22 protein-coding genes and 1 other annotated feature are annotated in these 22087 nt (G+C 54.9%); of the genes, 20 read left to right on the plus strand and 2 right to left on the minus strand.

Annotation, left to right across the window (positions count from 1 at the left end):
• Positions 1-49: 49 nt before the first annotated feature.
• Both BEQ56_06515 and BEQ56_06520 read right to left on the minus strand, forming a co-directional pair.
• On the minus strand, positions 50-1045 hold the full coding sequence (locus BEQ56_06515) for a hypothetical protein (GenBank protein AOH43161.1): 996 nt from the start codon (positions 1043-1045) through the stop codon (positions 50-52).
• Positions 1046-1197: 152 nt separating this feature from the next.
• Complete coding sequence (locus tag BEQ56_06520; GenBank protein ID AOH43162.1) at positions 1198-2475, minus strand: serine--tRNA ligase; 1278 nt, start codon at positions 2473-2475, stop codon at positions 1198-1200.
• A gap of 480 nt (positions 2476-2955) precedes the next feature.
• On the opposite strand from BEQ56_06520, the gene BEQ56_06525 reads away from it, so the two are divergent.
• From BEQ56_06525 to BEQ56_06620, 20 genes are all read left to right on the plus strand, one after another.
• Positions 2956-3660 carry a DNA alkylation repair protein gene (locus BEQ56_06525; GenBank protein ID AOH44438.1) on the plus strand — a complete coding sequence of 235 codons (705 nt, stop codon included), beginning with the start codon at positions 2956-2958 and terminating at the stop codon, positions 3658-3660.
• A 9-nt stretch (positions 3661-3669) separates the two neighbouring features.
• Positions 3670-4092, plus strand: a complete 423-nt coding sequence (locus BEQ56_06530) for a hypothetical protein (protein ID AOH43163.1) — start codon at positions 3670-3672, stop codon at positions 4090-4092.
• Between the two features lie 245 nt (positions 4093-4337).
• The gene (locus BEQ56_06535; protein AOH43164.1) at positions 4338-4910 is read left to right on the plus strand and encodes a hypothetical protein; all 573 of its coding nucleotides are present in this window, start codon (positions 4338-4340) and stop codon (positions 4908-4910) included.
• A 77-nt stretch (positions 4911-4987) separates the two neighbouring features.
• Positions 4988-6307 (plus strand): replicative DNA helicase, encoded by a 1320-nt coding sequence (locus BEQ56_06540; protein AOH44439.1) that lies wholly within the window; start codon positions 4988-4990, stop codon positions 6305-6307.
• Complete coding sequence (locus BEQ56_06545) at positions 6297-6935, plus strand: hypothetical protein (GenBank protein ID AOH43165.1); 639 nt, start codon at positions 6297-6299, stop codon at positions 6933-6935. Before BEQ56_06540 ends, BEQ56_06545 begins: the two co-directional genes overlap by 11 nt.
• Positions 6936-7188: 253 nt before the next feature.
• A complete protein-coding gene (locus tag BEQ56_06550) occupies positions 7189-8346 on the plus strand; it encodes a hypothetical protein (protein ID AOH44440.1) in 1158 nt (385 codons plus the stop codon).
• A gap of 180 nt (positions 8347-8526) precedes the next feature.
• Positions 8527-9423 (plus strand): MBL fold metallo-hydrolase, encoded by an 897-nt coding sequence (locus tag BEQ56_06555; protein AOH43166.1) that lies wholly within the window; start codon positions 8527-8529, stop codon positions 9421-9423.
• Positions 9424-9677: 254 nt separating this feature from the next.
• On the plus strand, positions 9678-10361 hold the full coding sequence (locus tag BEQ56_06560) for a hypothetical protein (GenBank protein AOH43167.1): 684 nt from the start codon (positions 9678-9680) through the stop codon (positions 10359-10361).
• An 88-nt stretch (positions 10362-10449) separates the two neighbouring features.
• Positions 10450-11364, plus strand: a complete 915-nt coding sequence (locus tag BEQ56_06565) for a hypothetical protein (GenBank protein AOH43168.1) — start codon at positions 10450-10452, stop codon at positions 11362-11364.
• A 67-nt stretch (positions 11365-11431) separates the two neighbouring features.
• Positions 11432-11494, plus strand: a binding site (cobalamin riboswitch).
• Between the two features lie 142 nt (positions 11495-11636).
• Complete coding sequence (locus BEQ56_06570) at positions 11637-12593, plus strand: hypothetical protein (GenBank protein ID AOH43169.1); 957 nt, start codon at positions 11637-11639, stop codon at positions 12591-12593.
• Between the two features lie 54 nt (positions 12594-12647).
• Positions 12648-13679, plus strand: coding sequence for a hypothetical protein (locus BEQ56_06575; GenBank protein ID AOH43170.1), 1032 nt, complete (start codon positions 12648-12650; stop codon positions 13677-13679).
• A complete protein-coding gene (locus BEQ56_06580; GenBank protein AOH43171.1) occupies positions 13676-14461 on the plus strand; it encodes a hypothetical protein in 786 nt (261 codons plus the stop codon). Before BEQ56_06575 ends, BEQ56_06580 begins: the two co-directional genes overlap by 4 nt.
• A 113-nt stretch (positions 14462-14574) precedes the next feature.
• Positions 14575-15237: a pyrimidine 5'-nucleotidase gene (locus BEQ56_06585; protein AOH43172.1), complete on the plus strand. Its 663-nt coding sequence runs from the start codon at positions 14575-14577 to the stop codon at positions 15235-15237.
• 37 nt (positions 15238-15274) lie between these two features.
• The gene (locus BEQ56_06590) at positions 15275-16633 is read left to right on the plus strand and encodes a hypothetical protein (protein AOH43173.1); all 1359 of its coding nucleotides are present in this window, start codon (positions 15275-15277) and stop codon (positions 16631-16633) included.
• A gap of 193 nt (positions 16634-16826) precedes the next feature.
• On the plus strand, positions 16827-18146 hold the full coding sequence (locus tag BEQ56_06595; protein AOH43174.1) for a signal recognition particle protein: 1320 nt from the start codon (positions 16827-16829) through the stop codon (positions 18144-18146).
• Between the two features lie 125 nt (positions 18147-18271).
• Positions 18272-18625 (plus strand): 30S ribosomal protein S16, encoded by a 354-nt coding sequence (locus tag BEQ56_06600; GenBank protein ID AOH43175.1) that lies wholly within the window; start codon positions 18272-18274, stop codon positions 18623-18625.
• A gap of 7 nt (positions 18626-18632) precedes the next feature.
• Positions 18633-18929 (plus strand): hypothetical protein, encoded by a 297-nt coding sequence (locus BEQ56_06605; GenBank protein ID AOH43176.1) that lies wholly within the window; start codon positions 18633-18635, stop codon positions 18927-18929.
• A gap of 65 nt (positions 18930-18994) precedes the next feature.
• Positions 18995-19510: a 16S rRNA processing protein RimM gene (locus BEQ56_06610; protein AOH44441.1), complete on the plus strand. Its 516-nt coding sequence runs from the start codon at positions 18995-18997 to the stop codon at positions 19508-19510.
• 9 nt (positions 19511-19519) lie between these two features.
• Positions 19520-20629, plus strand: coding sequence for a DNA protecting protein DprA (locus BEQ56_06615; protein ID AOH43177.1), 1110 nt, complete (start codon positions 19520-19522; stop codon positions 20627-20629).
• Between the two features lie 129 nt (positions 20630-20758).
• Positions 20759-21844 (plus strand): hypothetical protein, encoded by a 1086-nt coding sequence (locus BEQ56_06620; protein ID AOH43178.1) that lies wholly within the window; start codon positions 20759-20761, stop codon positions 21842-21844.
• Positions 21845-22087 lie beyond the last annotated feature (243 nt).

Genomic DNA, 22087 nt, shown 5'->3' on the forward strand with positions numbered 1-22087 from the left:
TGGCTTCAATCGTTACCGGAGCCTGGTCCGGCGGGTCCCGTCTTCCTTATTAAAAATCGTCGAGCTTGTCGTAGTTATCTATGTATTCGAAATCGGCGTCATCGTCATAACCCCCTCCGTCCGATTGGTACTGCGTTTCTTCGGAAGAGAAGAAGTCTCCGAAATCGTCGTCATCTTCGTCGTTGTTGATCAGGTCTTCATCCGCAGGACGTCCGAGTTCAGCCAACGAATGTTTGTAAATCGCGATCAGGTTGGCGGTGTGAATCGAAGTCGCCAGTCCGCTGATCAGGACACGTGACTTTCCGCAGGATTCAATGCTGAACTGATTCAGGTAAATCGCGGGGTTCCGGTACCTGAGCGCGTCTTCTCCGATCTGTTTTAACTTCGTCAGGTACGCTAAATTTTCTTCAACGGCCGAGTCGATTTCGCCGCGCAGCACGATATCGCCATGGCCCTGAATAATATTTTCGAGCCCCATTGCCGCGACTTTGTGGATGGTGGCGATGCTGTCTTCGTACGAGCCGCCGGAAAACTGGGGAATGCCTAAAAAGCTGTCGCCGGCGAAGAGGATCCGGTCTTCCTCGACGAAAACGCCGATCCCGTCGTCGCTATGCCCCGGGGTCAGGACGACAGTAATATTTTTCTTCCCGACTTTCAGGGTTAATTCGCCGATATCGAAAGTCAGATGTGGAATGACGATATGAGACTCCGCGAATTCCGGATTTTTCGCTTTCGTTTCTTCGAGCGCAGGAATTCCAATGGTTCGGAGATACTCGGCGCATTTGGTATGCGCGATGATCGTTGCGCCGGGGAAGAAACAATTCCCCCACGCGTGGTCAGAATGGGAATGCGTGTTAATTAAATAACGAACCGGAAGGCCTAATTCTTCCACGACGAATTTACGGATTGCTTTCGCTTCGAAGGGAAAAGCGAGCGTATCGACCACGATCGCCCATTGCGGGCCTGTGATGACCCCCGCCGTAACCTGCGCGTACTCTTCGCTCTGAAACCAGTAAACGTTATCGGATATCCGTTCTCGACGCATTTGTTATGAGGTGACCCCCAATTCTTCCTTATAAATCTCTCGGCGACGAGGCGATGCTGACTCCTACCGATTGTAATTAGAGTTTACCAGTTTATGCGTTTTATTTTAAGATTTGCGCGCGATTGGTTATTTGGCATGGCGGTTCGCGCTGGTTATTTTTCTTCCGTGATCCGGTCGATTCCGCCCATCCATGGCTTCAGAGCCGCGGGAACGACGACGGTTCCGTCAGGCTGCTGATACGTTTCGAGAACGGCGATCAATGTCCGCGGCAGTCCCAGTCCCGATCCGTTGAGCGTATGCAGAAAGCGGGGCTTCCCGGAAGCGGAATCGCGGAAGCGGATTCCGGCGCGTCGTGCCTGAAAATCGCCGTCGTTTGAAACGGACGATACCTCGAGCCATTCCTTAACGCCGGGCGCCCAGACCTCGATATCATAGCAGATTTCTGCGTTGAAACCTAAATCTCCGGTGCATTGCGCGACGATCCGATACGGAAGTTCGAGCCGTTTCAGAGTCTCTTCCGCCGCGGCGAGCATCCGGTCGAGTTCTTCCGCGGATTTATCCGGATGCGAATAGCAGTACATTTCGACCTTATCGAACTGATGGCCTCGTTTGATCCCGCGGACGTCGCGTCCCGCGCTCATCTTCTCGCGCCGAAAACAGGGCGTGTACGCGGTAAAACGCATCGGCAGTTTCTCTTCGCTAATGATTTCGTTCATGTACAGTCCGGTCAGCGGGACTTCGGCGGTCGGGACCATCCAGTAATCTTCCTCGATATCCCGATAGAGGTTCTCTTTGAATTTCGGAAGCTGACCGGCCGCGTAAAGAACTTCCTCTTTGACCATGAACGGGGTATAGCGTTCGGCGTATCCCTGGCTCGCGTGCAGATTGAGCATGAACGCAATCAGGGCGCGCTGGAGACGGGCGGCAGCCCCGTTGAGGACGTAGAAACGACTTCCGGTCAGTTTAACGCCGCGCTCGAAGTCGATGATATTTAATCTTTCGGCTAATTCCCAGTGCGGCAGGAGATCGTAAACCGGTGCCGGAATCGTGCCTTCGGTCCGGAGAACCGGATTATCGGTGTCGCCGACGCCGATCGGTACGTTGGCGTTCGGAATATTCGGGATCATCGCCATGATTCCGGTGAGCTCGGCTTCTACGGCTTTAACCTTCGCGTCGAGGTCGGCGATTCGGTCGGATACGCTTTTCATTGCCGAAATTCTGGCTTCGCGTTCTTTCGGATCCTTGAGCTTTCCGATCTCTTTGGAAGCGGCGTTGCGTTCGGCTTTCAGCGCTTCGACCTCGCTCAGGACTGTCCGCCGTTCGACGTCGAGAGCGACCGCGCGATCGACCGGTTCGCTGTCCATTTGTCGGTGTTTCATCGCGGTCCTGACGAGTTCAGGATTCTCACGGATCAGATTCATATCCAACATTGCGCGTCTCCTCCCGGAATATTCCGGATCTTCTTGAAATAGTGCCGTCTCGAAAGAGCCCGGTTCGAAATTTCGATTAATTTTACAGTATTTCTTTCGGACAATGGGCGTGGATAATGAAACCCATGCGCGAGGAACGCAGGCAACGTGAATTGAAAAGGTAAAATAATTAATTGCCGAAGTAAATCCACGGTTAGTGAGTCTACGATCGCATTGACCCAGGTAAATCTGAGATCACCTGTTTAATGGTGATCTTGTCTGGTATACTCCCGAATTTGACAGTTGGGGAGAAAGAAACAGCAGTTGGCTGGCGCGAATGAGATAATCGAATCTTTCAAGGCGCATATTCGGGCGGGGGTAGACGATCAGCGGAAGCGGACGTTCCCGATATAATTCTTTCAGCGCGTTGGCTTATAGCGTTGCACTGTGGAATGCAATGGTATCCAGTCAATTTAGATGAAGAAGGAGTGCATGCGAATCATGATCATAGATGAAATCGAAGCCGAACTTTTTAAAATGCAGGATAAAAAGTACCGGGATTTTCAGTCCAAACTGATCCCGACTTTGGATCCGGACAGGATCATTGGCGTAAGAACGCCGGAATTGCGGAAGTATGCGAAGCAGCTGATCAGGCGGGAAGATATTCCGGAATTCCTGCGCGCCCTCCCGCATCCGTATTTTGATGAAAACCAGCTTCACGCGTTCATTATTTCTGAGATGAATGATTTTGATCGGTGCATAAATGAGGTGTGTCTGTTCCTGCCCTTTGTTGATAACTGGGCTACCTGCGACCAGCTGTCGCCGAAGGTCTTCAAACGCCATCGCACGGAGCTGCTCGAATCTGTCGGGAAATGGCTTTCTTCGACCCAGACGTATTCCGTGAGATTCGCAATTGGAATGCTGATGGAACATTTTTTGAATGAGGGTGTTGATATTGCATATATGGAGATGGTCGCGGGTATAAGATCGGAAGAATATTACATTAATATGATGATCGCCTGGTACTTCGCCACAGCGCTCGCAAAGCAGTATGATATGGCGCTTCCTTACATAGAGAATCAGCGGTTGGATATCTGGACGCACAACAAGGCGATCCAGAAGGCGGTCGAAAGCTACCGGATGACGGATGAACAAAAGGCATACCTTAAGAGCTTGAAAATCATTCGCCAGAAGAGGAGATCATAGGGTGAGCATATGATTGAATATAAGGAGTTCCGATCGGAATTAATAAATGAAGTGTACAGTATCTACGAGGAAAATCAGTGGAAGAGCTATTTGGGGGATAAAGAAAAACTCTCCAGAGCCTTCGAGCAGTCGCTTTATCTTCTCGGCGCTTTTGAAGAGGGTAATTTAGTTGGGTTTGTGAGGTGCATCGGGGACAGCGAGTATATTCTGTACGTTCAAGACCTGATCGTGAAACCATCGTATTATCGTCAGGGGATCGGGAAAGCATTGATGGCGCGGGTTGCAGAAAAGTATTCCTCCGTTCGGCAGTTCGTCCTGATCACGGACGAAGACGACGAAGCGTCTAACGCTTTCTATCGGGCCATTGGATTGGTAAAGAGCGGCAGCCGATTTCCGGTTAATCTTTATTTCAGGGAGCGGCGGGCAGATTAAAAAATCCGGTTTCGTGAGGCGAAGGCGATACTTGCGCAGGCCTGGAAAAGAAGCGGCGCGAAGCTTGTTTTGAACCGCAGCCGTCAGGGAGCGCAAGCGGGCAAATGCGGTAAAATAGCTTTATAACATTTTCGCGTTCAGGATGGGGTTTGTCGATTATCATAATTCGGCCTGTCCGGTTGAAAAAACGGCGAAGAGCGACCGGATTTTCGTGAGCGGGAAGGACATGAACGGAGACGCCTGGGATGAACGAATGGAACGAATATGCGGTCGACAGTATTCATGTTAGCTTAACTACGCAGCAGCGTATGCTGATTCTAAAGGACGTTCGCGACGAAATCTATCTTCCGATCTGGGTAGGTTCGTTTGAGGTCGACACGATCGTTATCGGGCTTCAGGAAATCGAGGTCAGCCGTCCGCAGACGACCGACTTGCTGAAAGAGGTTATCGAAAGCCTGAACGGCAAGGTGCAGCGGGTCGAAATCACAAAGATTCAGGACGAAACGTATTATGCGAATATTGTCATTCAAAGCGGCGATCGGACGCTGCGCCTGGACGCGCGTCCCTCCGACGCAATCGCGCTGGCGGTTCGATCGCACGTTTCGATTTTCGTTTCCGCTGCGATCGTTGAGAGCGCGTCGATTCGCCCGGAAGCGGATATCCGAACGGCGTCGATCGATCGCGGGGAACCGGCGGCGCCGATCGATCTTGCCGGGCTCAGCGTTTTCGACGATTTTCTTAAGACGTTAGGCGTCGATGGGGATAGCGAAGGTTTAACGGACGGGGCCGGCGATTCAGGCCCGGACGCGTCGATTTGATTAAGATGATGGAAGATCGTCCGTTCCAAACGGTTCTGCAGGAGGAAGCGGCGGGACTGCCTGATGACGGTCCGGCGCTGCTCTTGGTCAATCGCGACGCTGAGGTCAACGTTTTAGGGTCGCTGCTGATCGATCCTGAAAAGTTCTATGACGTCAGCCGTCGGGTCAGGAGCGAGGATTTCTATTTCCGGAAACATCAGTGGATTTTTCAGGCGATCCATGACCTGATCAACGACGGGATGGCGGTCGATCCGACAACCGTCGCCGGGCGGCTGAGCGATGTCGGCCGGTTGGCGGAGATTGGCGGTCAGAATTATTTATTGTCGCTGACGATCGAGACTGCGTCTTCGTTAGGCGCGGAATCCTACGCGCGGATCGTCCAGGAAAAAAGCGCGCGGCGGCAGCTCGTCGCGCGTTCCGCGGAAATTGCCGCGCTCGCGAAGGACGAATCGACCGAACTCGATACGGTTTTTCAATCGGCGGAACAGAAGCTTTACGAAATCCACGAGAATCAGGCGAATAAGGGTTTCGAAACGGCGCAGGACGTCATTCAGCAGGTTTTCAGCAAGCTGCATGAAAAGGCGCAGTCGAAAGAGGAATTTCATGGCCTCCCGACCGGGTTCACGGATTTGGATAAGCTCCTTGGCGGGATGCATCCCTCCGACCTGATGATCGTTGCTGCCCGTCCGGGGATGGGGAAGACGAGTTTCCTGATGTCCGTCCTGCGTCACGCTGCGCTGAACGTTAAAAAGAACGTCGTTTTCTTTTCGCTGGAAATGAGCAATGATCAGATCATGCAGCGGCTCCTTTCACAGGAGTCGGGGATCGACAGCCGGAAAATCCGCGACGGTCGGCTGGCGTCCGACGAGCTTCAGAGTCTCCTGATATCGATGGACGTGATCGGCGATTCACAGATTTTTCTGGACGATACGCCGGGGATCACCCCGATGGCGCTGCGTTCGAAGCTGCAGCGGCTTAAGCGGGAAGCCGATATCGACCTGATAATTATCGATTATCTGCAGTTGATGTCCGGGGATCTGTTTAAAGACAATCGCGTTCAGGAGGTATCGTATATCTCTCGGAATCTTAAAATTCTTGCGAAGGAGTTCAGCGTTCCGGTGCTGACCGCCGCGCAGATGTCCCGCTCGGTTGAGCAGCGCGCGGATAAGTTGCCGATGCTGTCCGACCTGCGCGAATCGGGGTCGCTGGAGCAGGACGCGGATATCGTCATGTTCCTGCACCAGCCGGACAGCGAAGCCGGGGAGGGGCTGGAGGGGTTGGTGAAGCTCATCGTTGCGAAGCATCGGAATGGCCCGATCGGCGATATCGACCTCGTGTACCGGAAAAATTTAGCGCGTTTCGACAACGCGGCCAGAATGAACGATTATGGCGGATAAGCTTACGCGTCCTTTCCAGAGCTTCAAGAGCGGCGTCACGGCGATTCCGACGCAGTTTTTTTCGGACGTTCTCCCCTGGATCGACGACATGGACGAATTAAAGGTTACGCTCTTCGGGTTTTACCTGCTGAATCAGTTCGTGGGCGATATGCGCTATATTATTATCGACGACTTCCTGGAGCTGTCCGGCGTGATCGAAGCGTTCGGCGCGGAAAACGCCAGGGCCCGCGTTCGAGCTGGGCTCGAAAAAGCGGCGGAGCGCAGGACATTTCTGACCGTCGACTACGGCGGGCGGACGCTTTATTTCCTGAACAGTCCGAAGGGCCGTGCCGCCGTTCGCAGACTGACGTCGGGCGAATGGACCCCCGACGCATTTTTGCACCTGTCGAGGACGGTCGATCTGGATCGTCCAAATATCTATACGTTATACGAGGAAAATATCGGTCCATTGACGCCGCTGATCGCGGATCGGCTTCGGGCCGCGGAAGAAAAGTATAAACCGAATTGGATCGCCGACGCGATTGAAAAAGCGGTCGTCAGCAACGTCCGCAGCTGGCGGTACGTTGAAGCGATTTTGATGAGCTGGAAGGAGAACGGGCGAGATGGGACCGAAAGAGACGATCGTTGAGCGGCTGCGACGAATTTACGGCGATATCGAGCCGATGCTGCCGGCGGCGGATTCGTCTCCGGCCGGCTCATATGGCGCTCTCGGCGATGTAGATTGTCCGATTTGTCATGGGATCGGTTTTGTATCGTACGACCGGCCGGTCGGCGATCCGGATTTCGGACGGATCGTTCCCTGCGGCTGCCGCAGGCGGCTAACCGAAGGCGAGCGGCGTTCCGCGCTTCTTTCCCGGAGTAATTTACGCGGCTACGAGGAGATGACGTTTGAGCGGTTCAATCCAGACGGCAGGGGGCAGCTCTCGCCCGAGGAGCGGCAAACGCTGACGCTGGCGAAAAACGCGGCGATGAATTTCGCTTCGCGGCGGGAAGGCTGGCTCCTTTTCAGCGGCGCGTACGGGACGGGAAAAACGCATTTAGCCGCCGCGATCGCGAATCAGGTCGCGGCGGACGGGATCGACGTCGTATTCCAGCCGGTTCCGGACTTGCTGGACTGGCTCCGCGCTTCCTATTCCGCGTATAGCGACTCATATCAGGAACGCTTCGATCGGATCCGGATGGTTCCGGTCCTGATCCTTGACGATCTGGGCGCGGAGAGCGGGACCGAGTGGGCGGGCGAAAAAATCTTTCAAATCTTAAATTACCGGACGGTCAACCAGCTGGCGACCGTGATCACGACGAACGCGGGCCTATCCGAGCTTGACGGCCGAATCGCTTCGCGGCTCTCCGATCCGGCGCTGGTCACCCAGATTCGGATTACCGTCCCGGATTACCGGAAGCCGTATTCCAACGGCGGGGCGTTCGATTCAATTTCAACGCTTCATCAGCTTTCAGACCGGTTGTTTTCGAACTTTGACGGTCGCGAGGCTGAGAACCTGGGCCCCGACGCCCGAGCGGAGCTGGATCAGGCGCTTCGGAAGGCGCGGGCGTTCGCCGCTTCGCCGCAGGGCTGGCTTATTTTTTCGGGCGCGCATGGCGCCGGCAAGACGCATTTGGCCGCCGCGATCGGGAACGAGGCGGTGGGGACGAATCCAGGCCGCGTTCTTTTCGTCAGCGTCCCGGAGCTGCTGGATCACCTGCGCGCGACGTTCAGCCCGACGTCGTCGGTCTCGTTCGATCGGTTATTCGAATCGGTTAAGAACGCGCCGATCTTAATTCTGGATCATTTAAATACAGCGAACGCGACGCCCTGGACGAAGGAAAAACTCTTCCAGATCGTGAATTACCGCTCGCTGATGCACCTGCCGACGGTCGTGACGACGATCCTGCCGCTTCAGGATCTCGATCCCGGGATACAAAGCCGCTTCCTGGACCCGAAACGTTCCGTTATCGTCTCGATGTTCCGGATACCCATGTACGGCCGCAGCGTGGAAAGCGGCCCGCTTCCGCCGCGGGCCGAGAAAAAGAAGCGTTTCTGACCGCGCAAAGCGTCTCGGCGGATATGACCGGTCCCGTGTGAAAGCTTTGGAAAGACGCGTGTAACCTTATTTTAGGAAAATTGCACGGATAAGAACATGGCGCTTTGCGAATCGTTACTCTGAAAGGCTGGTATCATTGGGCTGAAAGACCCTTTTCAAGGAAGGAGAGAAAACAGCGTTATGTCAAAGAAAGCGTCGAATTTTCAGAAAAAGGTAATGAGCCTCGGCTATCGCGGAAAAGAGATTTTTAAGCCAATCAATACCGGCCGAATCGATGAACATGTCGCCTGTATTCGAGAGTGGGTCGCAAACATATTCTTTTATACGAAGAACGGCGTGACGATCATGATCGACGCCGGATATAACTATGACCGGCTGAGGGAGAAAATGGGGTGGCTGGATATTGATCCGGCGGAAATTCAGCACATTCTGATCACGCATCAGGACACGGACCACGTCGGCGCGGTGGAAACGGACAGCGATCTGATGTTTAAGGATGCGACGCTTTATGTCGGGGAGGTCGAAAACCGGTACCTCACGGGAGAGGTGCGTCGAAAGGTACTCTTTGGTTGGTACCGGCTGCCGCTTGTTAAGATCGATAATCGAAAAATCCTGCTGAAAGACGGCGATATTTTCAATATCGGAGATATCCGGATTGAGGCGTTCCTGGTTCCGGGTCATACCTGGGGACATATGGTCTATCTGATCGATGACGCCTACCTGTTTACCGGCGATACGATCTGGTTCGGCGTGGATGGAGGCTATAGCTTTCTTAACGGCCTGGCCGAGGACAATCAGCTTGCGCTCCGTTCATTGGCGACGCTGGAACAAAAACTGAGAGCCAGAAAAAGGAGCCCGATCATTATCACGGGACATACGGGTTGGACGGACAGTCTGGATTTTGCATTTGCGCACCGGGATCAGATCTGCAACAGTTTTAGAAAGCAGGAGCCGCACGATCCGGACGCCCCGTATGATGCATATGATGACTCGGACGATACGGAAGAGAAAGCGCGGAATGTCAGCTTGCCGAAAGCAAACAAGGGAACGCGCGCGCATCCGACGGCGACGGGATAAAAGACGCGGTATTCTTTGATATTTCAGGATACAATAGTGGGACGGCTGCGCCCTGTTTTTATGGAAAGAATGGCTTTTTAATGTTGGATTGATTTTCGGTTTTTTATTTCGTTCTGCTGTTCGTGAAAGGAGTTCTGATGCGTACGCGAAGTTGGTTGTCGGTTCTATTGGCAGCTTTGTTTCTATTTTTCTGCTGTTCCGGCCCCTGCCTGGCGAGGCAGGCTGCGTCCGAAGCGTTGACTTCCGAAGAGGTGATGATCCTGCTGAACCTGCTGATCGAGAAGGCTGAGAGCGCGGTTTCCGCCGATGGGGAGATTGAGAACGCTGCGCTGATCGAAAAGCTGATGAAAATAGCGGAGGGGCAGGAAGGACCGGCCGGCAGTCCCAGTGCGGATTATCCTGCGGCTGAGCCGGAAACAGCAGCGCCGGAGCCTCAGCCCGAAGACGAAGCGATCGACTGCGTCATGGGGCCGATTGCGTTGAATCAGGTTTATTCCTGCACGGCGGGTGGGCATGACGCTGAATTCGCGATCAACCTCGTCTGGCAGCCGCGAATGTATACTCATATCGCTGAATACGCTGCGGTCGGGTATTTTGTCGAAATGCGGATTGAAATCACGAACCTGACCGATAAAACCTGGGATGGCCTGAAAGCGTCGTCTTTTTCGCTGATTGCGAATCTTAACGGCGTTGAGTCGGATATCATCGTTCCGCTCAACGAGCAGGTTTCCATCCGGAAATCGACCTCTTATGAGCAGAACCAAATCCGCGATCCCTTCTTCCCGGGCCAGAAGCTGTCTACGTTCCTTATTTTCGACGTCGCGAAAGAAACGAACGGTGGAACGCTCATATTTCGGGCTGAGGATAAAGCGGGCCAGCAGTCGGTGCTGCGTATCAGGATCCCGCTTCCGAAATTTATTCGTCCGGAATTCCAGTAGACTGGGAGGATTCGCGAACCGTTCGGTTCAGGTTCATCGCGCGATTGATTCGCAGGGATGCTTTTTTGACGGAAAGGAGAGGATTGAGGTGCCGGGTTCTATATCTGTTTCAACGATTTTATTCAGCTTGATTTCGGTGTTTCTGACGGTTCCGAGCTTCCATGTCGCTGAGCCGGCGCCCGTTGCGACGGTTTCGACGGGAGCGAGCGGAATGATTTTGGTCGGGGAGATAACCCTGACGGTTCCGCCCGAAGAAGGCAGAATCATTTTTGTTGAAGACCCCGTACTGGCGATGAGCGCGACAGAGGCTCCTGAAATCGCTCCGACGGAGACGCCGGAGCTGACGGATCAGGGGATTCAGGCGGTCACCGCGACCGGGGAAGCTTCCGCGACGCCGACGGAGGGCATGTCGCTGGCGGAAATGAAAACCTGGCTGGCGGAGCGTCAGCGAACTCAAACCGTTGCCGCAGCGGTCAATGCACCGGAGCCGACGCTTACTTCTGAACCTGAGCCGTATACCTGCCTGCTGCCGAAGGCGCGGATGGGTTTTGAGAATACCTGCCTGACCTCGCCGCAGACGCCAGAGTTTTCAATCAATATCGACTGGCAGCCGAGGTTCGAGACGCATATTGCCGGCATCGCCGCCGCGGGTGTATTCGCGGAGATCCGGGTTAAAATAACCAATCTGTCGGAAAGAACATGGCATGGTCTGGACGCGGGATCTTTTTTCCTGGCGGAAGATCTCCCGGACTCGGACGTGGCGATCGAGTATCGGATTGATGAGGCAATGACTGTCCGGAAGTCGAACTCCTTTCAGATTAATCAGCTTGAAGAAGATTTCCATCCCGGTCAGGCGAAATCTTATTACCTGATTTTCGATATTCCAAAGAATTCCCGGGCGCAGACGCTGATATTTCGTGCCGAAGAGATCAACGGCGGAAAAGCCGCGGTCCGATATAAATTTCAGCTTCCGGATTACGTTCCGTTGGAGGATCGTCAGTAATTCGCCCGATCGCGCGGACTGCAAGCGAATCGGATATGATACAATCCGGGAAGAAGAATCGTCGGATGAAATCGGTGTGAATCCGATACTGACCCGCAGCCGTGAAAGCGAGCCCGCTTAAGACGGACCATCGACGAGGATGACAGAAGAGAAAGACGCCTCGGGGAATGGGTGAAAACGAATGATCAGAAGAGCCTCGAGCAGGCTCTTTTCGGTTCTCGGGCACGGCGCGGTCGAAGTTTCCTGGCGATTTAGATGAAAGAAGGTTGATCATGAGAAAATGGTTTGTCCCGCTGAGTCTGATGTTTTTGTTGGCTGTCCTGATTTCGGTTCCGTTTTCGGTCCAGGCTCAGGCGCCCGCGCCGGCAGCTGTCGACGAGCCCGTCATTGAAACGAAAGTTTTCGAGGATGGATTTGGCCGCAGGGTTGAAATTTCGTATCCGCTGACGTCGATCGTTTCGTTAGCGCCGTCGGTTTCGGAAATGGTCTGTGCCGCTGGAGTTTGCGACAAGCTGGTTGCGGTCGACGCTTATTCGAATTATCCGGAATCGTTGAATGAACTGGAGAAAATCGGCGGAATGAGCAGTGGGCTCGATATCGAAACGATCGTTTCTCTTGAACCGGATCTCGTTCTTGCGGCCGAAATTAACGCGCCGGAGGAAATCAAGAATCTTGAGGATTTAGGTATTCCGGTTTATCAGTTCGCGAACCCGACCGATCTGGACAGTATCCCCGCGTATTTCCTTGAGTTTGGCGAGGTTTTAGACGAGGTTGAGACGATGGAAGCGGCGGCGGAAGATTTCCTGGCCCGCCTGGACGCGGTCAAAGAAGCGCTGGAGGGGGTTGATCCGATTACGGTATTCTACGAAATCGACGCGAGCGATCCCGCGAGCCCATGGACGACGGGCGGCGGAACGTTTATCGACAGCCTGATTACGCTTGCCGGCGGAACGAATATTGCTGCGGAGCTGGAGGGCGACTGGCTTCAGATCAGTATCGAAAAAATCCTGGAGAGCGATCCCGACGCGATCGTTCTGAGCGACGCGAATTACGGCGTCACGATCGAAAGCGTTGCTGATCGGGAAGGCTGGGACGATCTTAGCGCGGTTCAGCGCGGCGCGGTTTATCCGATCGATTCGGATATCGCTTCGCGGCCGGGGCCGAGAATGGCCGACGCGGCGGAGATTCTTGCGGAATTTTTTCATCCGGAAATTTTCGGAACGAAATAGCCCCGCCTGCCGTTTGGAATCATTTCTCTAGAATGGCGAAGCGTGTCTGAAAATATGAAGCTGCGAACCGGGCCGATCGCGATTTTCCTCAGCGCCGCGATCATCCTGTCGCTGGCGCTGAGCATCCTGATCGGACCGGTCCCGCTTTCTTTTCAGTCGCTCTTCTCTCTCTTCTGCGCTAAAATTTCCGGTACGCCGGTTCCTGCGGTGCTGTCGAAGGTCGACACGATCGTCTTTTCGCTTCGGCTTCCGCGGGCGGTCCTGCTGCTGCTGACCGGCGCGGCGTTGGGCTGCAGCGGGGCATCGTATCAGGGCCTTTTCCGGAATCCGCTGGCGGATCCGTTCCTGATCGGCGTTTCGTCCGGGGCGGGATTAGGCGCGGTCGTCGCGCAGTCGTTCGTCGCACGGCAGGGTTTGTTTGCGCCGTTCCTGCGGCCGGCGTTCGCGCTCCTGGGCGGAATTCTGGTCGTGACGGCGGTATTTTTTCTTGGCCGCGACTCGGCGGGCGGGGCGTACCGGACGAACCGGCTGATTTTAGCCGGAGCTGCGATGAATTCGTTCTGTTCCGCGATGATCAGTTTTGTGCTGCTGTATTTCCAGAATAACCTGCGGACGTCGATGGCCTGGATGATGGGAGGAATTACGCTTTCGGGCTGGGACCCGGTCTGCGTTCTGGTTCCGTTCGTCTCGATCGGGCTGATCGGCCAGCTCGTTTCGGCATATTCATTGAACGTTCTTCAGTTTGGCGACGATCAGGCGTCATCGCTGGGGCTGGATGCCGGCAGCGTCCAGCTGCGGACGATTTTTTTTGCGACGCTGACGACGGCTTCGGCGATTTCCTTCGCCGGGGTTATCGGCTTTGTTGGGCTGATCGTTCCGCATGTGGTTCGCCTGCTCATCGGCGCGGATTACCGAAGGATCCTGCCGCTGTCGATTCTGGGAGGAGGGTTGTTCCTGCTGATCGCGGATTTAATCGCGCGCCGGGCGTTTGCGCCGCAGGAATTTCCGGTTGGCCTGATTACGGCGCTGACTGGCGCGCCGTTTTTCTTCTGGCTTCTGTCAGCGCGGAAGGCGGATGGATCATGAGCCGCGGGGCGCTGCGGATCGAGCGGTTTTCGGCAGGTTACGCTTCGGAAACCCGGGCGACGGTTTCAGGCGTGAGCCTCGAAATCCGTCCTGGGGAAATTTACGGTCTGATTGGCCCGAACGGGTCTGGGAAAACGACGCTTGTCCGCGGCGTCGCCGGCAGGGCGAAAATTTTTTCCGGGTCGGTGGCGTTCGACGGACAAAACCTCGCGCAGCTTCGGGCGAGGGAAAGGGCTAAAGTCATTTCGATCGTTCCGCAGGCTTCGGGGCTTCCAGAGGGATATACGGTGTCGGAGGTCGTCGCTATGGGGCGGACCGCGTATCATAACGCGTTCGGCTGGCTCAGCCCGGAGGATCGGGAAAAAATCGAAGCGGCGTTGGAAATGACGGGACTGAACGGGCTTCGGGACCAGCCATCGCATCGGCTTTCCGGCGGGGAACAGCAGCGCGTCCTCTTAGCGCGCGCTTTTGCGCAGGATACGCCGGTTATGATCCTGGACGAGCCGACTGCGTTCCTGGACCTGTATTATCAGGTCCGCCTGCTGGATCTTGTCCGCGCTTACAGCATGACGAAGCGGAAAGCGGTCCTGCTGATCCTGCATGACCTGAACCTGGCGGCGCGGTACACGGATCAGATCATGATCCTTTCGCAGGGCAGGCCGGCGGCTTCGGGCGAGACGCAGCGGGTCCTTGACGCGGATCAGCTCAGCGCGATTTACCGGCTTCCGATTGAACGGATCGAGCGTGGAGACGGTTCGCCGCCGGTCCTGATCCCGAAGTAGCGTGGGCCGGCCTGGGAGATCTGGAGCGGCTTTTCAGGCGGATCTTTCCTGAAAACTCCATAAAAAATGATTAAATCGAGGCTCCCGCCTCGCTGCTGCGTTATACTGGTTTCATGCAATTTAAAACGATTTTTTTTGATATTGACGAAACGTTGTACCCGGTCGGCTCCGAATTTGTTAACGTTTTTTCGAAACGCATGGATCAGTTTATCGACGAACGTTTCGCGGCCGGCGAGCTGGGAACGGCAAAGCCGGATCGGAACCAGCTTTTTAAAAAGCACGGCGCGACCGCGAAGGGCTTAGCGCTCGAATACGGGATTGATACGTTTGATTTTATGCACTATGTCAACGATTTTCCGATCAACGAATATTTATACCCTGATCCGACGGTTCGGGAGATGATTTTACGGATCCCGATGAATCGGTATCTGTTGACGAATGCCGATCGGTTTCATGCCAACCGTGTTCTCCGCGCGCTGAACCTGTCCGACTGCTTCGACGGTATGATCGATTCGATCGACCTGTTCCCGGAAATTAAGCCCTCGCCGTTTGCTTTTGAATTCGCGCTTCGGATTACGAAACAGGCGGATCCGAAAGAATGTATTTTTGTTGATGATAAGGATTATAATATTTCGGCTGCGCATGAGATCGGTTTTTTTGCGGTTCAGGTCGGGCCGAAGCGGCTTTCGGAAAAAGCGGACGCACAGATCGGTCGGCTGATCGATCTGCCGAAGCTGGGACTGTATCAGGAGCGGGAGACGGCGAATCGTGATTAGCCTGATTCGTTACGCAATCAGAAGGTTTGGAGAAACAATGAAAGATAAATCGATAAAAATAGTTGCAATAGTAGTTATTACGGTCAGTTTTTTGGCCATCGGGTTCAGTTCCGGCGTAATTATCGGTTCGTTAGTTGGGCGCGCGCCGGTGGAGGTTTCGGCGGCGGGAAGCGGCGTTCTGTCGCAGATCGATTTCAGCGAACTGAGCAATATCGGAAATGCGGACGCCGAGGCGGATGCGGAGACGACTGAGCCCGAAGAAATGGACATGGGGCCGTTTTGGGAAGCGTACGAAATCCTGAAGGAATTCTACGTGGACCAGCCGCTCGATAACGACGCGCTCGTCGAGGGGGCGATCGAGGGCATGGTTAAATCGTTAGGCGATCCGCATACGCGTTATTCCGACGCCGAAAGTTATCAGGCAGAACTTGCCTACATGGAAGGCGAAGAATATGAAGGAATTGGCGCGTGGGTCGACTTATCCGGCGATTATGTGCGCGTGACGTCGCCGATGCACGGGAGTCCGGCCGAGGCGGCTGGACTACGTCCGCGCGATCTCGTTATCGCGATCGACGGCGAGGATCAGACTGGCGAAGATCTGAATCTTTCGCTATCGAAGATTAAGGGCCCGGAAGGAACGAAGGTTGTTCTGACAATCAAGCGCGGCGAGGAAGAACCGTTTGACGTCGAGATTATTCGCGCGCGGATGACGACGCCCATGGTGATTTGGGAGATGCGGGACGGTGATATCGCGTATATCGAACTGACGCAGTTCGGCGAATCGACCGTCGAAGAGCTGGAAAAAGCGATCGACGAGCTCCTTCCGCAGGAGCCGAAGGGGATCGTTCTCGACTTGCGGAACAACGGCGGAGGCTATGTCGATGCCTGCGTTTCGGTCGCGGAGGAGTTTCTCCCGAAGGGGTCGCTCGTATTAATCGAGAAAAACGGCGATGGAACGCTGGTCGATTATAAAACGCGCTTTACTGGGCAGGCGCAGGATATCCCGATGGTCGTCCTGGGAAACGATGGAACGGCTTCTGCTTCAGAAATCCTGATCGGCGCGCTGCAGTATTATCATCGCGCGATTTTCGTCGGAACGCAGACGTACGGGAAGGGCACGATGCAGATTCAACCGGAGCTTTCGAACGGCGGGGCTGTGTCGGTGACGATTGCGCGCTGGCTGACGTCGGGCGGCGATTCGATCCATGACGCGGGGATTACGCCCGATATCGTCGTCGAGCGGACGGAAGAGGATTATAAGAATGAGATCGACGCTCAATATAATAAAGCGGTTGAGCTGTTGCGGCAGGGGGTAAAGCCAGAGGATCTCGAGCCGATTCCGGCGCCTGCCGGAGGCGAAACGGACGGGCTCCCAGACGAAGGAAGCGAGCTGTAGCGTCTGTTGAGACTGGGCAGTGAGACCGGGCAGTGTAAATGCGGCCGGAGAAGCTGGCAACGACCGCATTTACCTTTTCGGTTTACATTTCATGTTGAGGCACGATTTTGTCGAAATCAGTCTTTACACTCACGATATTCTTTAGTAGAATAAAAGTGTTAAGTGCAGCGATCAAAAATGCCTGAGACCGGATATGTTTGAAAATTTAACCGAACGACTGAATACGATTTTTGCGGGACTGACGCGGCGCGGAAAGTTATCCGAGGAGGATGTTAACGCCGCAATGCGCGAGGTGCGTCTGGCTTTATTAGAAGCGGACGTGCATTATTCGGTCGTCAAAACTTTCGTGGCGTCGGTCAGGGAACGGGCGGTTGGCGTCGAGGTTTCAGCTGCGCTGAACCCGGGCCAGATGGTTATCAAGATCGTCAATGAGGAGCTGGTTAAAACGCTCGGCCCGGCGGAAAGGCTCAACCTGACGGGCGAGAAGCCGCGCGTGGTGATGTTCGTGGGGCTTCAGGGCTCCGGAAAGACGACGCATACCGCTAAGGTCGCGAAAAAACTCCGTTCGCTGGGCGAACGCGTCCTTATGGTCGCGGCCGATCCGTACCGCCCGGCGGCGGTTAAACAGCTTCAAACGTTAGGCGAGCGGATCGGCGTTGAAGTCTTCTATCAGGAGGGCGTCAAACCGCCGGAGCTTTCCAAACGCGCGATTGAATACGGCCTCAAAGGGGGCTTTTCGGTTATCCTGATCGATACGGCGGGGCGTTCGCAGCTGGACCAGCAGCTGATGGACGAGCTGCGCGCGATTCAGAAAGCCACGAATCCGAAAGACGTTCTCCTCGTCGTGGATTCCATGATCGGGCAGGAGGCGCTTCATGTCGCCGAAGGATTCCGCGATACAGTCTCGATTACCGGCTTGATCCTGACGAAGATGGACGGCGATTCGCGCGGCGGGGCTGCGATCTCGATTCGCTCGGTAACCGGCGTTCCGATTAAGTTTCTGGGGACCGGCGAAGGCGTCGACGCGCTCGAGGTATATGATCCCGGACGATTATCTTCCCGAATCCTGGGAATGGGTGATATTATTGGATTAATTGAGAAGGCGGAATCCGCTTATTCGGAAAAATCCATGGAACAGGCCGGACGAATGATGTCCGGGCGGTTCACGCTCGAGGATTTCGCTGACCAGCTGCGCCAGGTTAAGAAGATGGGCCCGATTCAGCAGATTTTAGGCATGCTCCCCGGACAGTTGGGCCAGGCGGCGAAACAGATCGACCCGAAAGCCGCCGATAAGAGCCTGAAGATGACCGAGGCGATTCTCTCTTCGATGACGAAAAAAGAACGGCTCAACCCGGATATCCTGAACGCCGGGCGGAAACGACGGATCGCGGCGGGTTCGGGAACGGAGGTTCAGGACGTCAATCGACTGCTCAAGCAGTTTCGCGAGTCGCAGAAGATGATGAAAACGTTACAAAAAACAGGTGGAAAGGGTCTTTCCAATCTGTTTCGCTGATATGTACAGCTCAGAGGCTCAGACCCTGCGTAATTCCTTCAGCGCAACCCTCGTGCTCGGGCTACAAACAGCGAATTTAGAAAGCAATAGAATAAGTTAGAAGGAAATGGAGAATTAACTCAATTATGGTTCGTATTCGTTTGCGCCGCAACGGCTTAAAAGGTCAGGCTTCTTATCGGATTATTGCGGCGGATAAGGAAAGCCCGCGCGACGGTCGTTTTCTCGAGATTCTGGGCAGCTACAACCCGCGTACGGAACCGTTCGATTTCAAAGTCAAAGAAGAACGGGTTTATCATTGGATGAAAAACGGGGCGCAGCCGAGCGAGTCCGTCGCGAAATTATTCAAGAGCGTCGGCTTGGACGAACGCTTCGCGCGGTATAAGGCCGGAGAAGCTTTGGAAACCGTTCTCGCGGAAGCGGCGGAGTATTACGCCAACCGGACGGTCAATCCGAAGACTCGCCAGATCAAGACCGCTTAAGTTAACAATGGTATCTGAAAAGGGGGGGACATTGCAGCGAAACACATCCGGCAAAACCGATCCGACGAAATCGTTAGTTGAATATATTGCCCTTTCGCTTGTTGATGACCCGAGCAGCGTAAAAGTTACGCAGCAGCGCAGCGGGAACCGGATCCGTTTGGAGCTTCAGGTCGCGAAAGAAGATATGGGGCGGATTATTGGAAAGTCCGGCAAGGTTGCAAACTCGATTCGGGTTTTGCTGCGGGTTGCTTCGAACCGGAGCGATCGGAACGTCACGCTCGACGTTTTGGAGCCGAATCACTGAGTTTCCTGAACCGGAACATGGCAGATTCACGAAACGGAACATTTGACAGGGAATCAGGCTCATCGATCAACGGTGAGCCTGAGTTTGTTTGCGTTGGGAAGATTCATCGCGCGCATGGAATTGAGGGCGAGGTCGTTTTAAACCCGATGACCGATTTCCCGGAGAGGATTCGCCGTGGAAAAATTCTTTTCGCCGGAGAGCTGAAGCGGCCGCTGACCGTTCGGACAGTCCGGCAAAAGCCACCGTACCTGCTCGTTCGATTCAACGAACTCACGAGCTCGGAGGAAGCGAACGAATTCCGGAACCAGTTCGTCTTTGTTCCTGTCGCCGGGCTTCCGCCGCTCCCCGACGGCGAATACTATTTTCATCAGCTGATCGGGTTGGACGCTGTAGACGAGCGGGGCGAACCGGTCGGCGTTCTCAGCGAAATTCTTGAAACCGGGGCGAACGACGTTTACGTTCTGCGTGCCGGCGATGGAAGCGAAAAGCTGATTGCCGCGATTCCGGAAAACGTACTGCGGGTCGATCTCAGCGCCCGGACGATTTGGGTCCGCGTTCCGGAAGCATATTCCGCGGAGTAAAAAACGGGCGTGTTTCCTGATTTGAAATATCGGATCGCGTTTTCCCATATTCGTGGGATCGGCGCGGTTCGATTTAAGCTTTTAGCCGAACGGTTCGGTTCCTACGAGGAGGCCTGGCGAGCCGATCTTCGGGCGCTGAAAGAAGCGGGTCTTCCCGATTCGCTGGTTCAGGCCGTGCTGACGGAGCGGAAAAAGACCGATCCCGACGCGTTAGTCGCCGCGATCGAACGTAAAGGAATCAATGTTATCTGCATCGACGATCCGATGTATCCCGCGCTCTTGAAAGAGATCGCCGCCCCGCCTCCGATCTTATACGTCCGGGGCATGCGCGAGGTTTTCGCTCGGAAGGCGGTCGCGATCGTCGGTACGCGGATGATGACCAGTTATGGGAAGGCGGTTGCGTCGGAAACTGCGAAGGCGATGGCTGAGAGCGGGGTCGTCGTCGTTTCCGGTCTGGCGCGCGGCGTCGACGGTGCGGCGCATGCGTCGGCGCTCGCTTCGAGCGGCGATACGATCGCCGTTTTAGGGTCTGGCGTCGACGTTATATATCCCGCGGATCATTCTCATTTGGCGGCCCAGATCGTTCGTCATGGCGCGCTCGTCAGCGATTACCCGCCGGGAACGCAGCCCGAACGTCAGAATTTTCCCCCACGCAATCGGATCATCTCCGGTTTGTCTGTCTGCACGATCGTTATTGAAGCCGGTGAAAAATCAGGGTCGCTGATTACCGCGCGCTTCGCCGCCGAGCAGGGACGGGAAGTTTTCGTCGTTCCTGGAAACCTGCGTGCGCCGCAGTCGGTCGGGACCAACCGGCTGATTCGCGATGGCGCGAGATCGATGCTGTCGATTGAGGACGTCCTGAGTTACCTGGAGACGGCGTCGCCATCGGGCACGGACAGGCCGTTTTTACCCAGGCAGCAGCAGATCGCGTTTGAAGAGCCGATGGAACGGGAGATTATTGAATTAATTCAGAACGAACCGCTGCATGTCGACGAGATCGCGCGTATTTTGAAAATTCCCAGCGGCGTTTTGGGCGCGAAAATGACGCTCCTGGAGCTTAAGGGCTTCATCGATCAGGTTGCTCCAAACGTATATCAGAAGAACTTATCGCTTTTTTGAGCTGCAAGGGCCGCGCGTTCGTCCGAATTTTTATCAATTGCCTTGATTAATTTTGCGGCTCATGGCAGGATTGATCAATGTGGCTCAGATTCTGCAAGGATAGTTCAGGGACAAGGGCGAGGAGGAAGCATGAATGAACATTATTATGCGATGATTTTAGCGGGCGGCGGGGGTTCGCGCTTATGGCCGTTATCACGCGGATCGAAACCGAAACAGATGCAAAAAATTGGCGGCGAGCGGAGCATGTTCCAACTGACGGTAGACCGTTTGACCGAGTCGCTTCCGATCGAGAACGTGTACGTCCTGACGACGGCGGCTCAAAGCGTCGAGCTGTCCGCGCAGGTTCCGGAAATCCCTGAAGAGAATTTTATTCTGGAATCAAAGCCGAAGGGAACGGCGAGCGTCATTGGTTTAGGCGCGGTTCATCTTATCCGCCGCGATCCTGACGCGGTTCTGGCGGTCCTGCCCTCGGATCATTTTATTAAGAACGGCAGGCTGTTTACCGAGCTGCTGGATCAGGCGTACGTCGCGGCGAAAGACCGGCATATTGTCACGATCGGGATTGAGCCGACGTTTCCCTCGACCGGGTATGGCTATATTGAAGAGGGTGATCGGCTCGATTATGACTTCCCGATTCATTCGGTCCGGCGCTTCCGCGAAAAGCCGGACGCGGCGACGGCCAGGGCTTTTTTCGACAGCGGAAAATTCTGGTGGAACGGCGGGATGTTTATCTGGACTGCGCGGCGAATCCTGGACGAAATCGGGCTCCATTTACCCGACCTGTCGGCGAAGCTGACCGCGATCGCGGAAGCGATTGGCAGTGATGGATATGAACGATGTTTCCAGGAGAACTGGGACGCGATTACGCCGATGACAATCGATTACGGGGTTCTTGAAAAGGCCCGGGATATTGTCTTTCTTCCGGCCCGGGGATTAGGCTGGAACGATATTGGCTCCTGGGATTCGCTTTTTGACGTTTTGGACGCGGACGCGGACGGGAATATCCAGCTCGGCGGCGAGCGGCTGTCGATCGATTCGTCCGGAACGCTGACCGGGACGGACGATCCGGGAAAAATGATTGTGACGATCGGGGTAAAAGACATGATCGTATATGAAAGCGGGAACGCGATTTTAGTCTGTTCACGTGCGGAGGCACAGCGGGTTCGGCAGGCTGTCGATCAATTAAAGGCCGCAGGTAAAGCCGAGCGCCTTTAGGCGCGCAGTGCCTTTGGTACAAAGACGAAGAAAAACCGAGGGGTAGAGTTGGAAGCTTATTGTCTGAAATGTAAACAAAAGCGAGAAATGAACGATCCGGTCGCCGGATTCATGAAAAACGGAGCGCCGGTAACGAAAGGTACATGTTCGGTCTGCGGCTCCAGAATGAACCTGGTGGGGCTGACTGACGCACATGCGGGGCTGGAGCGTCCGATCGTTGCGCCGAAGGAATCGAAGCCGGCG

It is taken from the genome of Anaerolineaceae bacterium oral taxon 439 (assembly GCA_001717545.1).
Classification (GTDB): Bacteria; Chloroflexota; Anaerolineae; order Anaerolineales; family Anaerolineaceae; genus Flexilinea.